The organism is Ramlibacter sp. (assembly GCA_019635435.1).
Taxonomy (GTDB): Bacteria; Pseudomonadota; Gammaproteobacteria; order Burkholderiales; family Burkholderiaceae_C; genus JAHBZM01.
In genome coordinates, this window is the sequence record JAHBZM010000001.1 from 2,211,756 (window position 1) to 2,234,509 (window position 22,754).

Sequence of the window (22,754 nt, forward strand, 5' to 3'; positions counted from 1 at the left end):
TCTATTGAATTTAAAAATATCTCTTCTATAAGACATAAGAGCTTCCCAAAGTCTTGTAGAAGACTTAAAGTCTCTCCATCGGCACCCGGCTTGCAACGCCTCCCGCTGAACTGTTTAACCAACCTTGGAGAGAACCATGACCCACTGGACCCACCTGACCCGCGAACAGCAGATCGCCGCCCTCGAAAAAGACTGGGCCGAAAACCCACGCTGGAAGGGCATCAAGCGCGGTTACAGCGCTGCGGACGTCGTCAGGCTGCGTGGCTCGGTGCAGATCGAGCACACTTTGGCCCAGCGCGGTGCCGAGAAGCTGTGGAACCTGATCAACACGGAACCCTTTGTGAACTCGCTGGGCGCGCTCACGGGCAATCAGGCCATGCAGCAGGTCAAGGCCGGCCTCAAGGCGATCTACCTGTCGGGTTGGCAGGTGGCTGGCGACGCCAACAGCAATGGCGAGATGTACCCTGACCAGTCGCTGTACTCCGTGGACTCGGTGCCCAAGGTCGTGAAGAAGATCAACGCCACTTTCGCCCGTGCAGACCAGATCCAGTGGTCCGAAGGCAAGAACGTGGGCGACGAGGGCTACACCGACTTCTTCGCGCCCATCGTGGCGGATGCGGAAGCGGGCTTCGGCGGCGTGCTGAACGCGTTCGAGCTCATGAAGTCCATGATCGAGGCGGGCGCTGCCGGCGTTCACTTTGAAGACCAGCTGGCCGCGGCCAAGAAGTGCGGCCACATGGGTGGCAAGGTGCTGGTTCCCACGCGTGAAGCCGTCTCCAAGCTCGTCGCCGCCCGCCTGGCCGCCGACGTGATGGGCACGCCCACCATCCTGCTGGCCCGCACGGACGCGGAAGCCGCCGACCTGGTGACCACCGACGTGGACGACAACGACAAGCCTTTCTTCACCGGCGAGCGCACGGTCGAGGGCTTCTACCGCAGCCGCAACGGCGTGGAGCAGGCCATCAGCCGTGGCCTGGCCTATGCCGAGTACGCCGACCTGATCTGGTGCGAAACCGGCACGCCCGACCTGGCTTTTGCCAAGCAGTTCGCCGACGCCATCCACGCCAAGTTCCCGGGCAAGCTGCTGGCCTACAACTGCTCGCCTTCCTTCAACTGGAAGAAGAATCTGGACGATGCCACGATTGCCAAGTTCCAGAAGGAACTGGGCGCGATGGGCTACAAGTTCCAGTTCATCACGCTGGCGGGCTTCCACAGCCTGAACTACTCGATGTTCAACCTGGCCTACGGCTATGCGCGCAACAACATGACGGCTTTCGTCGAGTTGCAGCAGGCTGAATTTGCCGCCGCTGACAAGGGCTTCACGGCCGTGAAGCACCAGCGTGAAGTGGGCACCGGCTACTTCGATGCGGTGACCACCACCATCGAAGCCAACGCCTCCACGGCCGCGCTCAAGGGCTCGACCGAAGACGAGCAGTTCTTCGACGACAAAAAGGCCGCGTAAACCCGCGCCGCTGCCGATGCCGGCCGCCCCGTCGGCCGGATCAAGGAACCCTGCCTTTTGCGGAAGGCAGGGTTTGCTGTTTGGGGCTTTCAGCGTAAAGTGGGGCTTCCCTACGTACTTTCAGAGGGGCTTGAATGAGCGCATCCAGCGAGAAAACCGGTGTTTTTGACGCCAATCAACTCAACCAGAACCGGTGCCCTGACTGTGCCGGTACCGGTGAGCTGCATATCGACAGCGAGAACATCAACGAGAACTTCGAGGTCGAGAAGCAGACCGTCATCACGGGCTGCCCGCGCTGCGCGGGCACGGGCTATATTCCCGCGGGTTAAAATGCACCGTGGCCCGTGCGACGCGGGTCGAACAAGAGCGAGAAAGGCAACCTGGTTATGACACCGCGAACTACACCGGAAGGTTTTTGGGCCCTTTGAGGCCGTAGGGTCGCGCGCACTGATCTCTCTTCATGTTTCCAGACAAAGCGCGGCTGTGTTCCGCGCTTTATTTTTTCTGCTTTCATTCCTGAACCATGATTCAAATCACGCTTCCCGATGGCTCCCGACGTGAATTCGCCGGCCCTGTAACCGTGGCCGAAGTGGCCGCGTCGATCGGGGCGGGCCTGGCCAAGGCCGCCCTGGCCGGCAAGGTCCCGGGCGAAGGGGGTGCCGGCTTCAAGGTGGTGGACACCAGCCATGTGATCACCCAGGACAGCGCCTTGTCCATCGTGACGGCCAAGGATGCCGAAGGCCTGGAAGTCATCCGTCACTCCACGGCCCACCTGCTGGCCTATGCGGTCAAGGAGCTCTTCCCGGATGCGCAGGTCACGATCGGCCCGGTGATTGAAAACGGATTCTTCTATGACTTTTCGTACAAGCGCCCGTTCACCCCGGAAGACCTCGTGGCCATTGAAAAGCGCATGGCCGAGCTGGCAGCCAGGGATGAACCGGTGACCCGCCGCGTGCTGCCGCGCGATGAGGCGGTGGCCTATTTCAAGGGCATGGGCGAACACTACAAGGCCGAAATCATTGCGAGCATTCCGGCCAACGAGGATGTGTCCCTGTACCGCGAAGGCGGTTTTGAGGACCTCTGCCGCGGCCCCCATGTGCCGAGCACGGGAAAGCTGAAATTCTTCAAGCTCATGAAGGTCGCTGGCGCCTACTGGCGCGGCGACCACCGCAATGAAATGCTTCAGCGCATTTACGGCACGGCCTGGGCGACCAAGGACGAGTTGCAGCAGTACCTGACCATGCTGGAGGAGGCTGAAAAGCGTGACCACCGCAAGCTGGGCCGGGAGCTTGACCTGTTTCACATCGACGAACACTCGCCGGGCACGGTGTTCTGGCACCCCAAGGGCTGGACAGTCTGGCAGGGGGTGGAGCAGTACATGCGCGCCGTGTACCGCGACAACGGTTATCAGGAGGTCAAGGGGCCGCAGATCCTGGACCAGGGGCTCTGGGAGAAAACGGGGCATTGGGGCAAGTACCGCGAAAACATGTTCACCACCGAGAGCGAAAAGCGCGACTACGCGCTCAAGCCGATGAACTGCCCCGGTCACATCCTGATCTTCAACCAGGGCATCAAGAGCTACCGCGACCTGCCCCTGCGTTTCGGTGAATTCGGGCAATGCCACCGCAACGAGCCCACGGGTGGGCTGCACGGGATCATGCGGGTTCGCGCCTTCACCCAGGACGATGGCCACATTTTCTGCACCGAAGACCAGATCCTGGACGAATGCACGGCTTTCACCACGCTGCTGCAGAAGGTTTATGCCGACTTCGGCTTCACCAACATCATCTACAAGGTGGCAACGCGGCCCGAAGCCCGCATCGGCACTGACGAGTCCTGGGACAAGGCCGAGTTCGCGCTCATGGAAAGCCTGCGCCGCTCCGGCTGTGAGTTCCAGATTTCGGCGGGTGAGGGGGCTTTCTACGGCCCCAAGATCGAGTACACGCTCAAGGACGCCATCGGCCGTGAATGGCAGTGCGGCACCATCCAGGTCGACCCCAACATGCCCGAGCGCCTGAATGCCGAGTTTGTCGGGGAAGACGGGGCCCGTCACCGCCCCATCATGCTGCACCGGGCGATTGTCGGGAGCCTGGAGCGCTTCATCGGGATTCTCATCGAGCAGCACGCCGGCGCCTTGCCCGCCTGGCTCGCGCCGGTCCAGGTGGCGGTGCTCAATATCACCGATTCCCAGGCCGATTACGCCCGAAACGTGGCCAAAACGCTGCAAAATCAAGGGCTTAGAGTGAGCCTTGACCTGCGTAACGAGAAAATTACGTATAAAATACGAGAGCATTCGTTGCAAAAGCTTCCGTACATCCTCGTCGTGGGTGACAAGGAAAAGGAAGCCAGTGCCGTCGCAGTGCGCGCCCGGGGCAACAAAGACCTCGGTGTGATGTCTCTTGAAGCGTTCTCGGAACGCGTCGCCTCAGACATCGCTTCTAAAGCCTGATTTGATATCAAAACATGCTTTAGCCCGCGTGGACAGGGCGGACCCCGCTACGCTTTTTGTAGCAAACATGATGAAGGATTTGAACCATCGCTACTGAATTTCGTGACCGTCGCCACCGCGAGGAACGCAAGCACCGCTTGAACCGTGAAATCATGGCCCCCGAGGTCCGCCTCTCGGGTCCGGAAAACGAGCCCCTGGGGATCGTGAGCCTCGCGGAAGCGTTGCGAATGGCCGGCGAGCTGGATGTGGATCTGGTTGAAATTGCCGCCACGGCGAACCCGCCCGTGTGCCGCCTGATGGACTACGGCAAGTTCAAATACCAGGAGCAGAAGAAGGCGGCGGAAGCGAAAGCCAAGCAGACGGTCATCGAAATCAAGGAAGTCAAATTCCGGCCGGGCACCGACGATGGTGACTACAACATCAAGATGCGCAACATCCGGCGCTTCCTGGCCGAAGGCGACAAATGCAAGATCACGCTGCGCTTTCGGGGCCGCGAGATCACGCACCAGGAAATCGGCATGGCATTGCTGAACCGCATCCGCGATGAGCTGGCAGATCAGATCATCGTCGAGCAGTTCCCCAAGCTGGAAGGCCGGCAGATGATCATGATGATCGCGCCGGGCAAGAAAAAAGTGGCTGCCAAGCCCGCGCAGGAAGCGTCGCAAGCCGCTTCGGCGTAACCGGAAACTGCCTTTGGGTTGGTCGCCCTCAGGCATTCAGTGGACAGCCGCAAGGCGCCACACATTAGTGGCTCGGGGCCAACAAGCCTGTGGAACGGATCCGCAGCGCCTCACGAGCACAAAGAAGAAGGAGCATTCACATGCCCAAAATGAAGACCAAGAGTAGCGCGAAGAAGCGTTTTCGCGTTCGTCCCGGTGGCACCGTCAAGCGCGGTCAAGCCTTCAAGCGTCACATCCTGACCAAGAAGACCACCAAGAACAAGCGCCATCTGCGCGGTGCCACGGCAGTTCACGAGACCAACATGGTGTCGATGGCCGCCATGTTGCCCGGCAGCGGCATTTGATCAACTGACGAACAAGGAGAACACACATGCCTCGCGTCAAACGTGGTGTAACGGCACGCGCCCGTCACAAAAAAGTCCTGGCCCTGGCCAAAGGTTTCCGCGGCCGCCGCGGCAATGTCTTCCGCATCGCCAAAGAAGCGGTGATGAAGGCGGGGCAATATGCCTACCGCGACCGCCGCGCCAAGAAGCGCGTCTTCCGTCAGCTGTGGATTGCCCGTATCAACGCCGCCGCGCGCGAATGTGGCCTGACCTACAGCCAGTTCGCCAACGGCATTCGCAAGGCCGGTATCGAAATCGACCGCAAGGTGCTGGCGGATATCGCCGTGCATGACAAGGCCGCTTTTGCCGGTATCGTGGAACAGGTCAAGGCCAAGCTGGCTGCTTGATATTCACGAAGGCCGCTATCGTTCTGATAGCGGTTCGCGCAATAGAGACAGGGGCTAGCGCTTGAAAGAGCACTAGCCCCTGTTCATTTTGAAGAGATGTATGAACGAGCTGGATTCCATCGTCGGCCAGGCGCTCCAGAGCTTTGCCAGTGCGCCGACCCCCAATGACCTCGAGAATGCCAAGGCCCAGTTCCTGGGCAAGTCCGGCCGTCTGACCGAGTTGATGAAGGGCCTGGCGGGCCTGAGCGTGGAGGAAAAGAAAACGCGTGGCGCGGCCATCAATCTGGCCAAGCAGGCGATCGAGGCGGCGCTCAACGCGCGTCGCCAGGCGCTTGCGGACGCGGAGCTCGAAATCCAGCTGAAGTCCGAGGCGCTGGATGTGACGCTACCTGGCCGCCAGCGCGGTGGTGGCGGGCTTCACCCCGTGTCGCTGACGCTTGAGCGCATTGAGGGCATTTTTGGGTCGATGGGCTTCGAAGTCGCCCAGGGGCCCGAGATCGAGACGGACTGGTTCAACTTCACGGCGTTGAACACGCCCGAGGATCATCCGGCGCGTTCGATGCACGACACCTTCTACGTGGAAGGCGGCTACCTGTTGCGCACCCACACCAGCCCCATGCAGATCCGCCATGCGGTTCAACACGTCAAGAAGTACCGGGCACGCATCGATGCAGGGCAAGCCATGCCCGAGATCCGCGTGATCGCACCGGGCCGGACCTACCGTGTGGACAGCGATGCGACGCACTCACCCATGTTTCACCAGTGTGAAGGGTTGTGGATTGGCGAGGACGTGAGCTTCAAGGACCTCAAGGTCGTATTCACGGATTTCTGCCGCACCTTCTTCGAAAGCGATGATCTGGTGCTGCGCTTTCGGCCCAGCTTCTTCCCATTCACCGAGCCCAGCGCGGAAATCGATATCCAGTTCCAGGAAGGGCCGCTCGCGGGCCGCTGGCTCGAGGTCGCCGGATCCGGCCAGGTTCACCCCAACGTGGTGCGCAACATGGGACTGGACCCCGAGAAATACATTGGCTTCGCATTTGGCATGGGACCCGACCGGTTGACCATGCTGCGCTACGGCGTGAATGATTTGCGCCTGTTTTTCGACGGCGACATCCGATTCCTGAGCCAGTTCCAGTAAACCGAGACGAGAACAAGAACATGCAATTTCCGGAATCCTGGCTGCGCGAATTCTGCAATCCGCCGATCTCCACCGGGCAGTTGGCCGAGACCCTCACCATGGCTGGTCTTGAGGTCGAAGAACTCAAGCCGGTGGCCCCGCCGTTCACCCGAATTGTGGTGGGCGAAATCAAGGAGGCCGTGCAGCACCCCAACGCGGACCGGCTGCGCGTTTGCCAGGTGGACGCGGGGCAGGGCGCGCTGCTCAACATCGTCTGCGGCGCGCCCAATGCGCGCGTTGGCATCAAGGTGCCGTGCGCACTGGTCGGCGCCGAGTTGCCTCCCGGTGCTGACGGCAAGCCTTTCATCATCAAGACCGGCAAGCTGCGCGGCGTGGAAAGCCAGGGGATGCTCTGTTCCGCCCAGGAACTGCAGCTTTCCGAAGACCATGGCGGCTTGCTTGAGCTCGCTGCGGACGCCCCCCTGGGCCAGGACATTCGCGAGCACCTGCGGCTGGATGACACGCTGTTCACCCTGAAGCTCACCCCCAATCTGGCCCATTGCCTCAGCGTGTTCGGGATCGCGCGCGAGGTATCGGCCCTGACCGGCGCGCCGCTTCAGGTGCCCTCGTTCCCGCCGGTCGCGGTGACCCAGTCCGACACGCTGCCGGTCAAGATCAGCGCGCCGGATTTGTGCGGGCGCTTTTCGGGGCGCATCGTGCGCGGCGTCAATCCCCGGGCGGCAACTCCGCCGTGGATGGTGGACCGTCTGGCACGCTGTGGCCAGCGCAGCGTCACGCCGCTGGTGGACATCTCCAACTATGTGATGTTCGAGCTCGGGCGTCCGAGCCACATCTTTGACCTCGACAAGATCCACGGTGGTCTGGACGTGCGATGGGGGCGGGCCGGTGAGCAACTGGAATTGCTCAACGGAAACACCATCACCGTGGACGAGACCGTGGGAGTGATCGCCGATGACCAGCAAGTGGAGTCGCTGGCCGGGATCATGGGCGGGGAAGCCACCGCGGTGTCGGACGACACCCGCAACGTCTATGTCGAAGCCGCGTTCTGGTGGCCCAGAGCGGTGGCCGGCAGGTCACGCCGCTACAACTTTTCCACCGACGCGGGTCACCGTTTCGAACGGGGCGTGGACCCCAATGAGACGGTCCAGCACATCGAGCGCATCACGCAACTGATTCTTGACATCTGTGGCGGCCAGCCGGGCCCCATGGATGATGCCCAGGTGAACATGCCTGTGGCGCGACCCGTGTCCCTGCGGGTCGCCCGGGCCGTCAAGGTCATTGGCATGCCCCTGGCGCAGGCGCAGTGCGCTGATGCCCTGCGGCGTCTGGGGCTGCCGGTGGTGGAAGGTGACGGTGTGCTCACGGTCACGCCGCCGGCCTACCGGTTCGACATCCAGATCGAGGAAGACCTGATCGAGGAAGTCGCGCGCATGGTCGGCTACAACAACCTGCCCACCACGCCGCCGCGGGCCCCCATCACGGCCAAGGTGCGTGCTGAAGGACGGCGCAGCCCGTATGCGGTACGCCGCATGCTCGCAGGTCTTGGTTACCAGGAAACGATCAACTTCAGTTTTGTCGAGGAGCGATGGGAGCGGGAACTGGCGGGCAACTCCGATCCGATTCGCCTGCTCAATCCCATCGCCAGCCAGATGAGCGTGATGCGCTCCAGCCTTGTCGGCTCGCTGGTCCAGGCGCTCAAATTCAACCTTGACCGCAAGGCCGAGCGCGTTCGCGTATTTGAAATGGGCCGCGTGTTTCTGCGCGACCCGTCCAGCGTGAACACCGACACCACGGTGGCCGGATTCGACCAGCCCATGCGGCTGGCAGGTCTGGCTTATGGCGCCAGGGTCGCGCTGCAGTGGGGGCAGAAGGACGAGGCCGTCGATTTCTATGACGTCAAGGGCGACCTGCAGGCCTTGCTGGCGCCCCTGAAGCCTTCGTTTGAAGCGGCAGACCATCCCGCGCTGCATCCCGGACGCAGCGCGCGAGTCCTGCTGGACGGGCGGGCCGTGGGCCATGTCGGTGAACTCCACCCCAAGTGGCGCCAGGGCTATGACCTGGCGCACGCCCCCGTGTTGTTCGAGCTGGCCCTGGACTCCGTGCTCGACATCGGGCTGCCCCGCTTCGAGCCCGTGGCCAGGCGCCAGTCGGTGACGCGCGATATCGCGGTCATCGTGCCGGAAAAGATCTCCCATGCTTCATTGATGGCGGCGGTGCATTCAACACCCACGGGTGGCCTGCTCAGGCATGCCGTCCTGTTCGATGTCTACCGTCCCAAGCAGGCGGGAGCCGGATTGCAGCAAGGCGAGAAGAGCCTGGCTGTGCGCTTGACGCTGCACAGCGATGACGCCACACTGACCGACGAACAGATTGACGCCGTGGTCCATGCGGTGGTGGCGCAAACGGCTGGCCAGCTTGGTGCGCGTTTGCGCGCCTGAATCCGGCATTCAGCAGAACAACAAGAATGGAGAACCCCATGGAATTCGCGGTCGAAAGCCTGGAAACACCGGCACTCACCAAGGCCCAGCTTGCGGAGTTGCTGTTCGAGCAAATCGGACTCAACAAGCGCGAGTCCAAGGACATGATTGACGCGTTTTTTGACCTGATCGCCGACAGTCTTGTGGACGGTGCCGACGTCAAGATATCGGGCTTCGGCAATTTCCAGATCCGGACCAAGGCACCGCGTCCCGGCCGCAATCCGCGTACCGGGGAGGCCATTCCCATCCGGGCCCGCCGGGTGGTGACGTTCCATGCCAGCCACAAGCTCAAGGAGCAGATTCAGGGTGATGGCAGCACGGAATCGTGATCTGGCGCCACAAATCACCTCGAGTGCCTCCTGAGCCTTTGCACGCGGGGCATTCTTAGAGTAACCTAGGAGCTTTCTCTTGTACAACATTGATTTCAATGGAGAAAGCCCTCCCACCCATACCTGCCAAGCGCTATTTCACCATTGGTGAGGTCAGCGACCTGTGCGGCGTCAAGCCGCACGTGCTACGGTATTGGGAGCAGGAATTCACGCAGCTGCGGCCCATGAAGCGGCGCGGCAACCGCCGCTACTACCAGCACCATGAAGTCCTGATGATCCGGCGCATCCGCGACCTGCTCTATGACCAGGGTTTCACCATCAGCGGCGCGCGCAACAAACTCCAGGAACTGGTTCAGGTTGAGCGCGACAAGCGCAAGGCGGGCGAGGTCATGCTCGAAGGCGTGGAAGTCATCGAAGTCGATGACTCGTCCTTTGATGACTTCGACGACAGCATTGGCGATGAAGACACCAGCGCCGCGTCTCAAAAGCTGCTCCTTGTGCGCCGTGAATTGTTCGAGATCCGCGAACTCCTTTCCTCAACCTACTGAAATTTGCCACCCCGCTTGCCAGAAGGCCCCATCAGCCGGGCTATAATGCAAGGCTTGTCGGCGTGTAGCGCAGCCTGGTAGCGCACTTGCATGGGGTGCAAGGGGTCGAAGGTTCGAATCCTTTCACGCCGACCAAATTGATCTCAAGGGTTAGCAGGGTGCTCCTGCTGACCCTTTTCTTTTATGCTCGCTCCTCATGGATGAGAGAATACGCACAGGGTGGCGACCTGCCGGTCAACCAACATTCCCTCCACTGGACCTGGCCCCATGGTGACGACCGTTGTTTTTGCCGACCTTGTAGGCAGTACCGGAATCTTCGAGCGTCTGGGCGACGCTACCGCCTCGCGCTTTGTCACGCAACTCACCACCGCCCTCAGCAAGACTTTTGAAGAACACCACGGGCGCGTGGTCAAACTGCTGGGCGATGGCCTGTTTGTCGTCTTTCCCACCGAGGGCGATGCCCTGGCAGCCTGCATCGCCATTCAGGCGCGCTTGCAGGACAAGCCGGTTTTCCCCGGGGGGCCGGGGCTGGGCCCGGTGCAGATGCAGATGGGCGTTGAGTCTGGTGACGTGGTCGAAATAGACGGGGACTGTTTTGGCGACGCGGTGAACAGCGCGGCCCGGCTCGCTGACCTGGCTGGAGCCGACCAGATTCTGACCACGCAGCGTGTGCGCGACGCGCTCGCGGCGCTGCAGCAACTGCAATTGCGCAGCCTGGGGCCCATGTACCTGCGTGGCAGGACCGGCGCGACAGAGGTGTTTCGCGTTGACTGGCGTGAGGACCGGGATGCTGATGCCACCATCATGGGGGTATCCATGGTCAAGGTGGCCCGCGACGCCCACCTTGAGATCTCGGCCGCCGGCCAGGTTCTGGGGCTGAAGGCAAGGGGCGAAAAAATCACGATTGGTCGCGCGACCACCGCTTCGCTGTCGCTCAACGATTCACGCGTCTCGCGCGTGCATGCCACGGTCGAATGGCGCGGCGGGCAATTTGTGCTGGGGGATGCCTCCAGTTTCGGCACCTGGGTCTACATGGGCAACCAGAGCGAACCGGTGGTGCTGCGCCGCACGGAGTGCTATCTGGTGGGGAGCGGGCAGATCGCGCTTGGCTGCGAGCGCGATGCCGAGGCCGCGCCACTCGTCTCGTTTTCGGTCACGAGCTGAGGTGGCCGCGGGGCGTGTTCATGGCGGTTGAACTTCGCACCACCGGCCCCGGACTTGACGACCTGCGGATGCTTGCGCCGGAGCACGGCGAAGTGATCCTGGGCCGCGACGCCGACTGCGACATTTGCCTTCCCGATCCCCGGCGCAATGTGTCCAGGCGGCACCTGGCCATCTGGTGCGTGGGGGACGAACTCCATTTCCGCGTGCTGTCCGTGGTGAATGGCGTGGAACTGCCCGGTGGGGTGGCACCCCCGGGTGCCCTGGGGGTCCTGCCTGCGGGACAGGCGCTCAGGCTGGGCGACTATCGACTGGTCTGCCTGCCGAGGGTCGCTCCGGTGGATGAAGACCCCTGGGCTGCTCTGGATCGCGGGGCCTCCGCTTTTGGCGCTTCGCCGTCCATGCTCGAACCTGCGTTCCGGCCCACCGTTGCGCAAATGCCGGTGACTGACCCTGACGAGGACCCCTTTGGTGACTGGGGTTTCGAATCCACCATGGGACCGGGTTCGCGGGCGGGTCGCGGCCTGAGCCCGGGCCAGCCGGGGCAGGGCGCCACCGATCTGTCGGGGTTCTTCCGCGGGCTGGGCCTGGACCCTTCCACGGTCGGTCCCTTGAGTCACGGCGAACTGGAGGACCTTGGCAAGGTGGTGCGACTTGCCATCACCGCGCTGCTCGATCTGCATGAGACACGCGCCGATCTCAAACGCGAACTCAACGCCGAGGATCGGACCATGATGGCGGTGAAAAACAACAACCCGCTGAAGGCCGACTGGCCGCTGGACGTTCGCCTGCGTTATCTGGCAGGTGGTCGCAGCGCCACGGCGGGCTTTATCGCGCCCCAGCGGGCACTCGCGGAACTGGTGTCCGAACTGCAGGCCCACGACATTGCCGCGGGCGTCGGCGCGCGCGCCGTGGTGGAGGGCGCGCTGCGTGAACTGTCACCCGCGGCCCTGAAGAAGGTCCTGTCGGGCGGTCCGCGGCTCTTCGAAAGCGCCCGCTTGTGGGAGGCGTATGTCCGGCATCATGAGCAGCAGGGCGCTGACATGGGGGCCTGGCTGCAACGGCTGTTTGACCGTTTTTTCGCCGACGCGTACCTGCGGGAAACCCAGCGGCTGCAGCGCGAGCGCGCCACCCGGCCGCGATAGGCCTGTCACACGGCGGCAGTTAGAATGGTTTTTCCCCGACCATCCCGAACGCACCCGCCGTGAGTCTCAAGAAGCTTGGCCGATACGATCTGATCCGCGTGCTTGGCAAAGGCGCGATGGGCATTGTCTACGAAGGCCGCGACCCGAATCTGGACCGGCGCGTCGCCATCAAGACCGTCAAGGTCGAGAACCTGTCCGAAGCCGCCGCGGCGGAATACGAGGCCCGCTTCCGGACCGAGGCACGATCGGCCGCGCGGCTGCAGCATCCCAACATCGTCAGCGTCTACGACTCGGATCGCGACGGCGACATCGCTTTCCTGGTCATGGAGTTCATTCAGGGCGACGATCTCAAGCACCACATTGATCACGGCGTTCGGTATTCGCTCGAGCAGTCCCTCAAGATCATCCGCGACCTGCTTTCGGCGCTCGACTATGCCCACAAGCAGGGCATCGTGCACCGGGACATCAAGCCCGCCAACCTGCTGCTCGAGCCGGGCGGCCGGGTCAAGCTGACCGATTTCGGCGTGGCCCGCATCCAGGATTCCGGCGAAGCCACGCGCACCCAGGGCAGCATGGTGGGCACGCTCAAGTACATGTCACCCGAGCAGGTTCAGGGCCAGAAGATCGACTCGCGCGCCGACCTGTTCTCGGTTGGCGTGGTGCTGTACCAACTGCTCACCGACAAGCGCCCCTTTGACGGGGACAACGATTTCTCGATCATTCACCAGATCATTGGCCACACGCCTCAGCCGCCCAGTGCCTACAACGGGCGGTTGCCCGCCGCGATAGATGCCGTGGTGGCGCGAGCCCTCGCCAAGGACCGCGAGGAGCGCTTCGCCACCGCCCGGGACTTCGCCGTGGCCCTGCAATCCGCCATCCGCCGGGCCGAAGACGCCACGGTGGTGCCGCCGGCGGACCCGTTCAAGAAGCCCGCGGATGAACGTGCGGGCGCCACGGGCTCCCGGGGCACCGTCGGGAGTGCTGCCACCTCCGGCACGTCGGCCACTTCGGGCACCAGCGGCTCCGCGGCCACGGTGACTCAGGAGCTGGAGCTGGTCTACTGGAAGGACATCAAGGACTCCACCGATCCCGAAGAGATCGAGGTGTTTCTCGCCAAGTTTCCCTCGGGCATTTACGGCGAACTGGCGCGCAAGCGTTTGAGCCGGCTGCGCACGGTTTCGTCGCCCGACCAGACGGTGCTCGCGGGCGTCACCGCACCGGGTGTCCCGTTGTCCGACCCGGACATGGACGCGACCCGTTTGCTGCCCGAGCCGCCACCTCCCGCCGCTGCGCCGTCAGCCGAGGGCTTCACGCGGACGCTCGTGGAGCCGCGTGGCGCAGATGCCGCCGCTGCGGCGCCTGAAGCGCCACCAGCGCCCCAGGCTGCTTCACCCATCCCTGCCACGGCCCCGGTTGCTGCGGCCGCACCGTCCGCGCCGGCAAAAGCAGGCAAGCCTGCCGTGCTGATGCTGGGAGGTGTCGCGGCCTTGGCCGTGGCGGGTGCATTGGCCTATTTCATGACCCGCGAAGCCGGGCCACCGCCCGAGGCCATGGCCGGGCCGTTGGCTGCGGCGTCCGCGCCCCAGGACGGCGCTTCCACCCCCCACGCGGCTGCCGCTTCGGCGCCTGTTGCGGCGACAGCGACGGCCACGGCGAGTGAACCTGCCGTTGCAGCCAAACCAGCGCCCAAGCCCGTGCATGTGGCCAATCCGGTTCGCGTGGCCAAGCCGGCTTCGGCGCCTGCGCCCGTGGTCGTGGCGCCCGCGCCGGTGCAACCGGCTTCCGCCCCGGTCCGAGAAACCCAGGCCAAGCTCGCCACGCCCACAACGCCCACGCCCCAGCGCAACGCAAGCCCGAATGACGCCTGCAAGGACCGAATCTTCCTGGCGCGCGAGTTCTGCCTGAAGGAGCAGTGCGACATTCCGGCCTTTTTGAACCACCCGGTGTGCGTCCAGCGCCGCGCGGAAGCCAAGATGCGCGAGGACAGCAAGATCCGCAACTGAGCGGTGAGCGCCGTCCGTCTCGGGTCAGACCACGTCGATGTCGTGCACCGGAAAATCGCCGCCCTTGCGGCGATCGGCAAAGTAGCAGATCAGCGTTTCGCGCACCGTCCGGAACGCGATCTCTTCCCACGGAATCTCGTCCTCGGCAAACAGGCGCGCCTCGATCGTTTCATGGCCGGGCGCGAACTGGTCGCTGAGCAGGCGGGCCCGGTAAAACATGTGAACCTGCCCGACGCGCGGCACATTCAGGACGGTGAACAGGCCCTCGAGTTCGAACCGGGCACCGGCTTCCTCGTCGGTCTCGCGCGCCGCGCCTTGCGCCGTGGTTTCATCCAGTTCCATGAAGCCCGCCGGCAGGGTCCATTTGCCCCAGCGGGGTTCAATATTGCGCTTGCACAACAGCACCTTGTTGTCCCACACGGGCACGGTGCCCACCACGTTCAGCGGGTTCTCGTAGTGAATGGTGTGGCAGGAGGGGCAGACGGCGCGGGGTTTGGTGTCGCCGTCGTCGGGAACCCGGTAACCGACGGCCGTGCCGCAGTTCTTGCAGTGTTTGATGGGGCTGCGAAGCATGCAGGCAGTTTAAGGTGAAACAAAAAAGGGCTCCCGCGGGAGCCCTTCGAAGTCGCGTGCCGCAATCAGGCTTTGCCGTGCTTGGCAATCAGGGCTTTGGCGGTTTCGAGCAGCTTCTTGCCGTCGAAATTGCGCTTGTTCATGTCGGCCACCCACTCCTCGTCGATGCGGCTGGACAGCTTGCGGAATTCCGCGGAATCGGCCGGCGTGATCTGGTAGATGGTGTTGCCGCGGTCCGAGGCGCTCTTGCGGCCGTTCGGGTCGTTGCTCTGCTGCACCTTGCCCAGCCAGGCCGAGGTGGCCATGCCGGAGTTGTTGTCGATGACCTTTTTGAGGTCAGGGGCCAGCGACTCGTACTTGGGCTTGTTCATGGCCATCACGAAGGTGGTGGTGTACAGCGCCGGCTCGTTGGCCGGGAATTCGCTGTGAAACTTGCACAGCTCGTTGACCTTGATCGACGGCACCACTTCCCAGGGGATCACGCAGGCTTCGATCGTGCCCTTGGACAGCGCGTCGGTGATCGCGGGCAGCGGCATGCCGACCGGCGTGGCACCCACCGATGCCAGCATCTTGGTGACCTGGCGGGTCGGGCCACGCACTTTCATGCCCTTGAGGTCGGCCGGCGTCTTGATCAGCTTGTCCTTGGAATGGAACATGCCGGGGCCATGCACGTGAAGTGCAATGACATGGGTGTCCTTGAACTCGTCCGGGGCCATGGTCTGGGTGTACTCCCAATAGGCCTTGGAGGTCGCTTCGGCGTTGTTCATCATGAACGGCAGCTCGAAGGCCTCGATGCGCGGGAAGCGGCCCGCCGTGTTGCCCGGCAGGGTCCAGACGATGTCGACCACGCCATCCTTGGCCTGGTCATACAGCTGCGCCGGGCTGCCGCCCAACTGCATGGCAGGGTAGGCCTCGAACTTGATGCGGCCGCCGGACTCCTTCTCGACCTTGTCCATCCAGGGCTTGTGCATCGACAGCCACACGTTGGACAACGGGGCCATGAAGGTGTGGAACTTGAGGGTGACCGACTGCTGCGCCAGCCCGCTGAGGCCCGGGGCGCCCAGAGCCACGGCGGCCGAGGTCTTGAGAAGAGTGCGACGTTGGATCATGGAGATCTCCGAATGAGTGATGCCGATAACTTAATATATTAATCAATGCCTGTCTTTTGGGGCTTTCCCGCAATGGAGCGGGGCTGCCCGCTCAGGCCGGCGTGATGCGAACGGTCAAGGTCTGCAGGCCGGCCACGCCACCCACCAGCGTGTCGCCAGCCACCACCGCGGCCACGCCCTCGGGGGTGCCCGTGTAGATCAGGTCGCCAGGCTGCAGTTCCCACGCGGCCGACAGGTGCTCGATGGTCTCGCCGATGTTCCAGATCAGCTTGGACACCTGGCTGCGCTGGCGGTCCTGGCCGTTGACCTGCACGTAGATCTCTGCATTCGCCACATCGCCGGCCTGCGCGGCGGGCGTGATGGGCCCGATGGGCGCCGACTGTTCAAAGGCCTTGCCGATGCACCAGGGCCGGCCCTGCTTCTTCATTTCGTTCTGCAGGTCGCGGCGGGTCATGTCCAGGCCCACGGCATAGCCAAAGATGTGCTTGTGCGCGTCGGCGGCCTTGATGTTCTTTCCGCCGGTGCCAATGGCCACCACCAGTTCAATCTCATGGTGCAGGTTGCTGGTGAGGCTGGGGTAGGCCATGCTGCCGGTCTCGCCCGCGTTGACGGCGACGATGGCATCCGCGGGCTTGAGGAAGAAAAAGGGCGGTTCGCGGCCGGTGAAGCCCATTTCCTTGGCGTGTTCCTCGTAGTTGCGGCCCACGCAGTAGATGCGGTGCACCGGGAACCGTTCCGTCTTGCCCACCACGGGCACGGACGCAACGGGCGCGGGATTGAAAACGTAGCTCATGACAGCCTTTCTTCTTTGTGAATGCCCAGTGCCTGGTGCACCGGGCGGTCGGAGTAACTGAACAGCACGCAACCACCGGCTGAACGCAGGCGGGCAGTGTGCCATGACGGGATCACGAAATGGTCGCGCGGGCCAAATGCGAAGGTATGGTGGGCACCGGCGTGCTCGATGTCCACCTCGCCCTGGCCGTCCACCACGCTGTAGACCGCGCCGTCGGTCTGGCGCCAGCCCTGGCCTGCAAAGCCGGCGGGCAGCTTCTGCATGAATGTGGCCATGGTCGGCATCGGCGAGCCGCCGGTCTGCGGGTTCACGTAGCGCAGCTTCACGCCGTCCCACGGGTCAACCGGCGCGTCGCGCTCCAGCGTGTCCAGGGCCTCGCGGCTGCGCGCATAGGGGTAGCTGAAAATCGGCGACGTCGCGCCAAAAGGCGCATCGTGGCGCACTGGCGCCATGTTGTGGCCATAGCGGGCAAAGCTGGCCCCCTCGGCGCGCGAGACGGCCTGCGATCTGGCGTCCCCGTTCTCGGCGAAGCCGGCGTCGAAAAAGCGCAGCATCGGGATGTCCAGGCCGTCGAGCCAGACCACGGGCCCCTGGGCTTCGGAGCCATGGTCGTGCCAGGTCCAGCTCGGCGTGATGATGAAGTCGCCCGGGTGCATGGTGGTGCGCTCGCCATCCACCGCGGTGTAGGCGCCCTGGCCCTCCACGATGAAGCGCAGTGCGCTTTGCGTGTGGCGGTGGCTGGGCGCCACCTCGCCCGGCAGGATCAGCTGCAGGCCCGCGTACAGCGACTGCGTGACGGCCGACTGTCCGCGCAGCGCCGGGTTCTCGAGGATCAGCACGCGCCTTACCGCTTCCTCGGCGGTGATGGCCTCGCCAGATCGCATCAGGAAGGGCCTGACCTGCTCATATTTCCATAGCGCGGGAACGCAGGGGGACGCGGGCTGTGGGGGTACCAGGGCATGCAACACCTCCCACAGCGGGGTCAGGTTCAGGGGCGACATGTCCTTGTACAGCTGCTCGCGCAGCGCGGTGGTGTTCAGCGGGGCATTCATGCGGGACTCCTTGTCGGGCTACCAGTTGGTGCCAAGGTAGGCGCCACCGGCGGTCAACCGGGCTTGCAGGGCCCCGGTGGCAACCTCGGCGGCTGCGCATCCCGTGCCCAGCGCCAGGTCGGCTGCGGTGCCGGCCGCCTGGCCCATCACAAAGCAGGCGCCGGTCACGCGCGCGGCCGATTGGGCTTCGTGGCTCATGGAGGCGCAGCGCCCGGCCACCCAGAGGTTGTCCAGGCCCTGTGGCACCGTCATGCGGTAGGGCAGGTGGTTGAAACCCCGGCTCTCGGGAATCCGGGGCCAGCGGAATTCCACGTCGCCCTTCAGGTGCAGCTCCAGCGGCCAGCCGTTGACGCCGATGGTGTCGTCAAAACTCGCGCAGTCCAGCACGTCGGACTCGGTCAGCAGGTAGTGCCCGGTCACCCGCCGGGTTTCACGGATGCCGACCTGGGGGGCAATGTCCACGATGTACGACTGCTCAAAGCCAGGCACTTCCCGCAGGAAGCCGGCCACGCTGGCGATCTGCCGCCGGCCCAGCATCTCGGCCTCGCTGAGCTCCGTGGCGCTGGTACCGTCCATGGCGTTGCCTTGGGCATTGGCCAGCTGGGTCAGGTTGACGCGCCACTCGATGCCGCTCTTTTGCGGCCGGATGATGGGCGTCTTGCGCGGGAACCGGTAGCGGCCCGCCGCCTCGGCCTGGAGCATCAGCTCGGGGATGGTCTTCCAGGCTTCGCCGGCCCGTGCCGGGTCGATGCCGTTGATGCGGAACATGGTGGACGGGTACAGCATGTTGCCCGCGCCATCGCCTTTTTCATACGGGGCACCGGCCCAAGCGGCCAGGTCGCCGTCGCCCGAGCAGTCGATGAAGCTGCGGCCGATCACGGCCAGGCGCCCCGACTTGGTTTCCACCAGCAGCGCCTGCACCTGGCGGGGCGAGGCCATGACCACCCCCGCCGCGAGCGCGTGGAACAGCACCTGCACCCCGGCCGACAGCAGCAGGTCGTCGGCGGCGATCTTGTAGGCCGCCGTGTCATAGGCCTGCGCCACCGTCTTGCCAAACAGGTTGTGCGGCGCGTTCAGGCCGCCCAGCCGGTCAATGCGGGCCAGCAGGTCGTCGGCCACGCCATGCACCACCTGGCGGATGTCGCCATGCACATTGGCATGCAGGCCACAGAAGTTGGTTACGCCCGCGGCCGTGCCCATGCCGCCCAGAAAGCCATAGCGCTCGATCAGCAGGGTGGAGCGGCCGGCGCGCGCCGCCGCCACGGCCGCCGCCATGCCGGCCGGGCCGCCGCCCAGAACGACCACGTCGTACTCGCCAAAGACAGGGGTTTCTCGGCTGGGCTCGGTCAGGGTGGGGGTCAGGGACATGGGCATGGGCATGGGTGATTCTTTCAGGCAAACAGTTGGGCCAGGTCAATGCCGTCGTACATCCATTTGAGGCCGGCAAAACCGGCCGACTCGGTGCCGCTTTGGAACATCTGGTTGCGCAGCTCGCGCTGCACACCCGACGCATGGTAGATGTCGCCGTAAAAACGTGCCGTCAGCTGGACCCGGCCCGTGCGCAGGTAGCGCGCCTGCTGGTAGGCCTGAAACGCGGCCGGCACATCGCCACGCGTGTGGCGCAGTGCTTCGCGCAGCACCACGGCGTCTTCAATGGCCTGGCCGGCCCCCTGCGCCAGGTACTGCAGCATGGGGTGGGCGGCATCGCCCAGCAGGGTGACGCGCCGGTCGGTCCAGTTCTTCACGGGTTCGCGGTCGCACAGCACCCACATCTTCCAGGTCTCGATCTTGCCCAGCAGCTCGCGCACCTGGGGCACGGCCCCGGCAAACCGTTCATTGAGCTCGGCCGTGTCGCCAAAGGTGTTCCAGCCCTCGTCGTACTTGTTGCTGTGGAACACCGCCACCAGGTTGAACAGCTCGCCCCGGCGCAAGGGGTAGTGCACCAGATGGGTTTTTTCGCCGCCCCACAGCAGCACGTCGTCGCTCCACAGATGGGCTGGCACGTCCTCGCGCCGGAGCACGGCGCGGTAGGCGATGTGGCCCGAGACGCGGGGCTTGCCGTCGCCCACCACGGCTTCTCGCACGCGGCTCCACATGCCATCGGCGCCGACCAGGGCCGTGCCCTCAAGGACCTCGCCGCCTTGCAGCGTGATGCGCACCTGCGACGCGGTTTGCGTGAACGACTCGACCTTGCTGCCGGTGCGCAGCGTGACCTGGGGCAGGGCGGCGCAGGCGTCCAGAAACACCTGGTGCAGGTCGGCGCGGTAGATCACGCCATATGGAAAACCGTAGGCGGCGCGCGCCACGTCGCCCAGCGGCACCCGGACCACCCGTTCGCCCGTGCGCACGTCGTTCATGCCCAGCCCGGGGGGGAAATAGGCCACCCGCGAGACGGCCTCGGTCAGGCCCAGGTGATCAAACATGCGGAAGATGTTGGGCCCCAGCTGGATGCCCGCGCCGATCTCGCCGAACGTCGAGGCCTGCTCCAGCACGGTCACCGCATGGCCGTCGCGCGCCAGCACGCAGGCCGCGGCAAGGCCACCAATGCCGCCGCCGGCGATCAGGATGGGAAGCGTCTGCGCCATGTCTTGTCTCCGTCGTTGCGCTGGTTTATTGATAAGTATACATACCATTTGGGCCGGCGTCCGCGCCTTTTGCGGCGGGTGGCAATCGCTACACTCGCGACCATGGCAAAAAGCTTTGACTTCCAGCATGCGCCGGGGCACCTGATCCGGCGCGCGCACCAGTTGGCCGTGGCGATCTTCATGGAGGAAACCGGCGAGTTCGACATGACCCCGGTCCAGTTTGCCATCCTCAATGCACTGATTGACGACCCGGGGGAAGACCAGGTCACGCTGGCCGGGCGGGTGGCATTTGACGCCGCCACATCGGGTTCGGTGATCAGTCGCCTCGAGGCCAAGGGCCTGGTGCGGCGCGAGGCCGATCCGGGCGACCGGCGGCGCAAGCTGCTGTGGGTCACCCCCGAGGGCGAATCCATGGCGCTGCGCATGAAACGTGCCGTGGCCCGGGCGCAGTCGCGCATCGTGGGTCCGCTGGACGACGCCGAGCGTGCCCAGCTGGTGCAATTGCTGGGCAAGTTGGTGGCGGGGCACGAAGACGCCGGGGCCTGAGCCCGCGCGCCGGGCCCACGGCCGCCTGGCGGGCGGGGCTGAGGCAGCTGTCGGCTCTGTCCTACGCCGCTATCAGCGGCCCGCCGGATGCACAGCCAGGCGGCGGGTGCTGCAATGAGGAGATACCTTCACAGACAGGAGCCTCCCATGAAAACCATCCATCTCGCCCGCCGCACCCTTGCGCTCACCACCCTTTCGGCAGCCGTGTTGCTCGCGGCCTGCGCCGACATGACGCCCAACCAGAAGGGCACGGCCGTGGGGGCTGGCGTGGGTGCCGTGGCCGGCGCCGCCATTGGCGGCAACACCCAGGGGGCGGCCATCGGGGCCGGTCTGGGCGCGCTCGGGGGCTATGTGTGGTCCAAGCACATGCAGGACAAAAAGGCTGCCATGGAGCGCGCCACGGCCGGCACCGGCGTGGCCGTGACGCAGACCGCCGACAACCAGCTCAAGCTCAACATCCCCAGCGACATTTCGTTCGACACGGGCCGCGCCGACATCAAGCCCAGCCTGCAGCCCGTGCTCGACCAGTTTGCCAATGGACTGGGCTCCCAGCCCAACACCGAGATCCGCATCATCGGCCACACCGACAGCACGGGCCCCGACTCGGTCAATGACCCGCTGTCGCTGCAGCGCGCCGCCAGTGCGCGCGACTACCTGGCCGCGCGCGGCGTGGACCCGCAGCGCGTGATGATCAATGGCCGCGGGGAGCATGAGCCGATCGCCGACAACAGCACCGAGGCCGGTCGTGCCCGCAACCGGCGCGTGGAAATCTACCTGGCTGAGCGCCCGATCGCTTCCCGCTAGGCGGTTCGCGGGCTTCAGCCGCGCAGCAGTTGCGGCAGGGCCCGCGCAGTGGGCACCTGCGGGAACACCGCCCTGGCGACCCGCTGGGGCTCCAGCCCGAAGCACTCACCGGCCGCTGAGGCAATGAGTGCGTCCAGCCCGGTGGTGGCCTGCAGGTCACGCCCCTGGTAGAGCGCGCCCGGCTCCAGGCCAGGCCAGTCACCCAGCACGCGCCCCCCCTGAACCGAGCCGCCCAGCAGCATGGCCACCGACGCCGTGCCATGGTCGGTGCCCCCGGTGCCGTTGGCGGCCACCGTGCGGCCGAACTCCGTGGCCACCAGCACCGTGGTGTGGGCCCAGGCATCCCCCAGACCCTCGCGCAGCGCCGCAATCAGCGCATCCAGTGACTTGAGCTGGTTGGCCAGCCGCGGGTTCTGCGCGCTGTGCGTGTCCCAGCCATTGGTTTCGAGCATGGCGATGCGCGGGCCGGCCGGCTGCGAGAGAAAACGCGCTGCAAGCTGGCCCAGTTCGGCAGGGTTTTGCCGCGTGGCGCCGCCGGCCATGCCGCGCGCCTCCATGGCCGCAGCCCACATGGCGTGAAGCTGGGCGTCCTGCGCATACAGTTGCTGCACCCGCTCCAGCAGGTCGTCGGGCGCCTGGCGCAAGGCCGATGGCGCGTAGGAACTCACCTCGGCCCGGCCGCGCAGCGCGAGCGGCACCATGGGCGTCACGGCAATGGCCTCGCCATGGCCCTTGGGCAGCAGCCCGATCAGGCGATTGAGCCAGCCATCCTTCATTTCATAGGGCACCGATCCGCCGGTCTCCAGCACGTTCTGGCCGTCGAAGTGCGAGCGGTCCCGGTAGGGCGAGGCCACGGCCTGGACGAACAACGCCTCCTTGGCCGCGTACAGCCTGGCTGTTTCCACCAGCGCGGGGTGCAGTGCGAACAGGCCGTCCAGCCGGGTGGCGGCCGACGGGTCGATGGCGAGCGCGCCGCGCAGCCGTGCATAGGCCGGGTCGGCGTAGGGGATGACCGTGTTCAGGCCGTCCGCGGCGCCGCGCTGGATCACGAACACAAAGCGGCGCTCGGTCGCGGCCTTGGCCAGCAGCAGGCGCGGCGCGACCATGAGGCAGGCGCCCGCGGCGGCCCACTGGAGGACATGGCGGCGGTTGGGCAAGGCTGGGGACATG

General features: G+C 64.8%; 22 protein-coding genes and 1 tRNA gene. 16 read left to right on the forward strand and 7 right to left on the reverse strand.

Annotated features, from left to right (window positions below):
* The first annotated feature begins 154 nt into the window (after positions 1–154).
* The 14 genes from aceA to KF796_10790 all read left to right on the forward strand — a co-directional run bounded on the left by aceA (position 155) and on the right by KF796_10790 (position 14,122).
* Complete coding sequence (gene aceA / locus KF796_10725) at positions 155–1,462, forward strand: isocitrate lyase (protein ID MBX3587108.1); 1,308 nt, start codon at positions 155–157, stop codon at positions 1,460–1,462.
* Between the two features lie 134 nt (positions 1,463–1,596).
* Positions 1,597–1,791, forward strand: coding sequence for a hypothetical protein (locus KF796_10730; GenBank protein ID MBX3587109.1), 195 nt, complete (start codon positions 1,597–1,599; stop codon positions 1,789–1,791).
* A 194-nt stretch (positions 1,792–1,985) separates the two neighbouring features.
* Positions 1,986–3,911 (forward strand): threonine--tRNA ligase, encoded by a 1,926-nt coding sequence (gene thrS, locus KF796_10735; GenBank protein MBX3587110.1) that lies wholly within the window; start codon positions 1,986–1,988, stop codon positions 3,909–3,911.
* 137 nt (positions 3,912–4,048) lie between these two features.
* The gene (infC, locus tag KF796_10740; protein MBX3587111.1) at positions 4,049–4,591 is read left to right on the forward strand and encodes a translation initiation factor IF-3; all 543 of its coding nucleotides are present in this window, start codon (positions 4,049–4,051) and stop codon (positions 4,589–4,591) included.
* 140 nt (positions 4,592–4,731) lie between these two features.
* The gene (gene rpmI, locus KF796_10745) at positions 4,732–4,935 is read left to right on the forward strand and encodes a 50S ribosomal protein L35 (GenBank protein ID MBX3587112.1); all 204 of its coding nucleotides are present in this window, start codon (positions 4,732–4,734) and stop codon (positions 4,933–4,935) included.
* Between the two features lie 26 nt (positions 4,936–4,961).
* Entirely contained in the window at positions 4,962–5,321 is a 360-nt protein-coding gene (rplT, locus tag KF796_10750) for a 50S ribosomal protein L20 (protein ID MBX3587113.1), read from the forward strand.
* A 100-nt stretch (positions 5,322–5,421) separates the two neighbouring features.
* Positions 5,422–6,459 (forward strand): phenylalanine--tRNA ligase subunit alpha, encoded by a 1,038-nt coding sequence (gene pheS / locus KF796_10755; GenBank protein ID MBX3587114.1) that lies wholly within the window; start codon positions 5,422–5,424, stop codon positions 6,457–6,459.
* Between the two features lie 20 nt (positions 6,460–6,479).
* On the forward strand, positions 6,480–8,897 hold the full coding sequence (gene pheT / locus KF796_10760) for a phenylalanine--tRNA ligase subunit beta (protein MBX3587115.1): 2,418 nt from the start codon (positions 6,480–6,482) through the stop codon (positions 8,895–8,897).
* 38 nt (positions 8,898–8,935) lie between these two features.
* Complete coding sequence (locus KF796_10765) at positions 8,936–9,265, forward strand: integration host factor subunit alpha (GenBank protein MBX3587116.1); 330 nt, start codon at positions 8,936–8,938, stop codon at positions 9,263–9,265.
* A gap of 98 nt (positions 9,266–9,363) precedes the next feature.
* Entirely contained in the window at positions 9,364–9,813 is a 450-nt protein-coding gene (locus tag KF796_10770) for a MerR family transcriptional regulator (protein ID MBX3587117.1), read from the forward strand.
* Between the two features lie 58 nt (positions 9,814–9,871).
* Positions 9,872–9,948 (forward strand) — tRNA-Pro (locus KF796_10775).
* A gap of 135 nt (positions 9,949–10,083) precedes the next feature.
* Positions 10,084–10,977 (forward strand): adenylate/guanylate cyclase domain-containing protein, encoded by an 894-nt coding sequence (locus KF796_10780; protein MBX3587118.1) that lies wholly within the window; start codon positions 10,084–10,086, stop codon positions 10,975–10,977.
* 20 nt (positions 10,978–10,997) lie between these two features.
* On the forward strand, positions 10,998–12,119 hold the full coding sequence (locus tag KF796_10785; protein ID MBX3587119.1) for an FHA domain-containing protein: 1,122 nt from the start codon (positions 10,998–11,000) through the stop codon (positions 12,117–12,119).
* A gap of 59 nt (positions 12,120–12,178) precedes the next feature.
* Positions 12,179–14,122: a serine/threonine protein kinase gene (locus KF796_10790; GenBank protein ID MBX3587120.1), complete on the forward strand. Its 1,944-nt coding sequence runs from the start codon at positions 12,179–12,181 to the stop codon at positions 14,120–14,122.
* 24 nt (positions 14,123–14,146) lie between these two features.
* On the opposite strand, the gene KF796_10795 is transcribed toward KF796_10790, so the two are convergent.
* The 6 genes from KF796_10795 to KF796_10820 form a co-directional block, all read right to left on the reverse strand.
* Positions 14,147–14,695, reverse strand: coding sequence for an NUDIX hydrolase (locus tag KF796_10795; protein ID MBX3587121.1), 549 nt, complete (start codon positions 14,693–14,695; stop codon positions 14,147–14,149).
* 65 nt (positions 14,696–14,760) lie between these two features.
* Positions 14,761–15,804 (reverse strand): TRAP transporter substrate-binding protein, encoded by a 1,044-nt coding sequence (locus KF796_10800; protein MBX3587122.1) that lies wholly within the window; start codon positions 15,802–15,804, stop codon positions 14,761–14,763.
* Positions 15,805–15,895: 91 nt separating this feature from the next.
* Positions 15,896–16,597 (reverse strand): fumarylacetoacetate hydrolase family protein, encoded by a 702-nt coding sequence (locus tag KF796_10805; protein ID MBX3587123.1) that lies wholly within the window; start codon positions 16,595–16,597, stop codon positions 15,896–15,898.
* Positions 16,594–17,649, reverse strand: coding sequence for a gentisate 1,2-dioxygenase (gtdA, locus tag KF796_10810; protein MBX3587124.1), 1,056 nt, complete (start codon positions 17,647–17,649; stop codon positions 16,594–16,596). The genes KF796_10805 and gtdA overlap by 4 nt, the downstream gene beginning before the upstream one ends.
* Before the next feature lie 18 nt (positions 17,650–17,667).
* Positions 17,668–19,017, reverse strand: a complete 1,350-nt coding sequence (locus KF796_10815; protein MBX3587125.1) for an FAD-dependent oxidoreductase — start codon at positions 19,015–19,017, stop codon at positions 17,668–17,670.
* A 23-nt stretch (positions 19,018–19,040) separates the two neighbouring features.
* Positions 19,041–20,234 carry a 3-hydroxybenzoate 6-monooxygenase gene (locus tag KF796_10820; protein MBX3587126.1) on the reverse strand — a complete coding sequence of 398 codons (1,194 nt, stop codon included), beginning with the start codon at positions 20,232–20,234 and terminating at the stop codon, positions 19,041–19,043.
* A 102-nt stretch (positions 20,235–20,336) separates the two neighbouring features.
* Here KF796_10820 and KF796_10825 point away from each other — a divergent pair, with 102 nt between their 5' ends.
* Positions 20,337–20,780 (forward strand): winged helix-turn-helix transcriptional regulator, encoded by a 444-nt coding sequence (locus tag KF796_10825; protein ID MBX3587127.1) that lies wholly within the window; start codon positions 20,337–20,339, stop codon positions 20,778–20,780.
* A gap of 147 nt (positions 20,781–20,927) precedes the next feature.
* On the forward strand, positions 20,928–21,584 hold the full coding sequence (locus KF796_10830; protein MBX3587128.1) for an OmpA family protein: 657 nt from the start codon (positions 20,928–20,930) through the stop codon (positions 21,582–21,584).
* Between the two features lie 14 nt (positions 21,585–21,598).
* Here KF796_10830 and KF796_10835 read toward each other — a convergent pair whose 3' ends face one another.
* Positions 21,599–22,753, reverse strand: a complete 1,155-nt coding sequence (locus KF796_10835) for a DUF1501 domain-containing protein (GenBank protein ID MBX3587129.1) — start codon at positions 22,751–22,753, stop codon at positions 21,599–21,601.
* Position 22,754: the final 1 nt, after the last annotated feature.

Coding starts and splice junctions, on each gene's coding strand:
- KF796_10730 (MBX3587109.1), top strand. CDS start 1,597: ATGAGCGCATCCAGCGAGAAAACCGGTGTTTTTGACGCCAATCAACTC.
- KF796_10765 (MBX3587116.1), top strand. CDS start 8,936: ATGGAATTCGCGGTCGAAAGCCTGGAAACACCGGCACTCACCAAGGCC.
- pheT (MBX3587115.1), top strand. CDS start 6,480: ATGCAATTTCCGGAATCCTGGCTGCGCGAATTCTGCAATCCGCCGATC.
- KF796_10825 (MBX3587127.1), top strand. CDS start 20,337: ATGGCAAAAAGCTTTGACTTCCAGCATGCGCCGGGGCACCTGATCCGG.
- KF796_10800 (MBX3587122.1), bottom strand. CDS start 15,804: ATGATCCAACGTCGCACTCTTCTCAAGACCTCGGCCGCCGTGGCTCTG.
- thrS (MBX3587110.1), top strand. CDS start 1,986: ATGATTCAAATCACGCTTCCCGATGGCTCCCGACGTGAATTCGCCGGC.
- pheS (MBX3587114.1), top strand. CDS start 5,422: ATGAACGAGCTGGATTCCATCGTCGGCCAGGCGCTCCAGAGCTTTGCC.
- rplT (MBX3587113.1), top strand. CDS start 4,962: ATGCCTCGCGTCAAACGTGGTGTAACGGCACGCGCCCGTCACAAAAAA.
- KF796_10805 (MBX3587123.1), bottom strand. CDS start 16,597: ATGAGCTACGTTTTCAATCCCGCGCCCGTTGCGTCCGTGCCCGTGGTG.
- KF796_10830 (MBX3587128.1), top strand. CDS start 20,928: ATGAAAACCATCCATCTCGCCCGCCGCACCCTTGCGCTCACCACCCTT.
- KF796_10770 (MBX3587117.1), top strand. CDS start 9,364: ATGGAGAAAGCCCTCCCACCCATACCTGCCAAGCGCTATTTCACCATT.
- KF796_10820 (MBX3587126.1), bottom strand. CDS start 20,234: ATGGCGCAGACGCTTCCCATCCTGATCGCCGGCGGCGGCATTGGTGGC.
- gtdA (MBX3587124.1), bottom strand. CDS start 17,649: ATGAATGCCCCGCTGAACACCACCGCGCTGCGCGAGCAGCTGTACAAG.
- KF796_10795 (MBX3587121.1), bottom strand. CDS start 14,695: ATGCTTCGCAGCCCCATCAAACACTGCAAGAACTGCGGCACGGCCGTC.
- KF796_10785 (MBX3587119.1), top strand. CDS start 10,998: ATGGCGGTTGAACTTCGCACCACCGGCCCCGGACTTGACGACCTGCGG.
- KF796_10815 (MBX3587125.1), bottom strand. CDS start 19,017: ATGTCCCTGACCCCCACCCTGACCGAGCCCAGCCGAGAAACCCCTGTC.
- rpmI (MBX3587112.1), top strand. CDS start 4,732: ATGCCCAAAATGAAGACCAAGAGTAGCGCGAAGAAGCGTTTTCGCGTT.
- KF796_10835 (MBX3587129.1), bottom strand. CDS start 22,753: ATGTCCCCAGCCTTGCCCAACCGCCGCCATGTCCTCCAGTGGGCCGCC.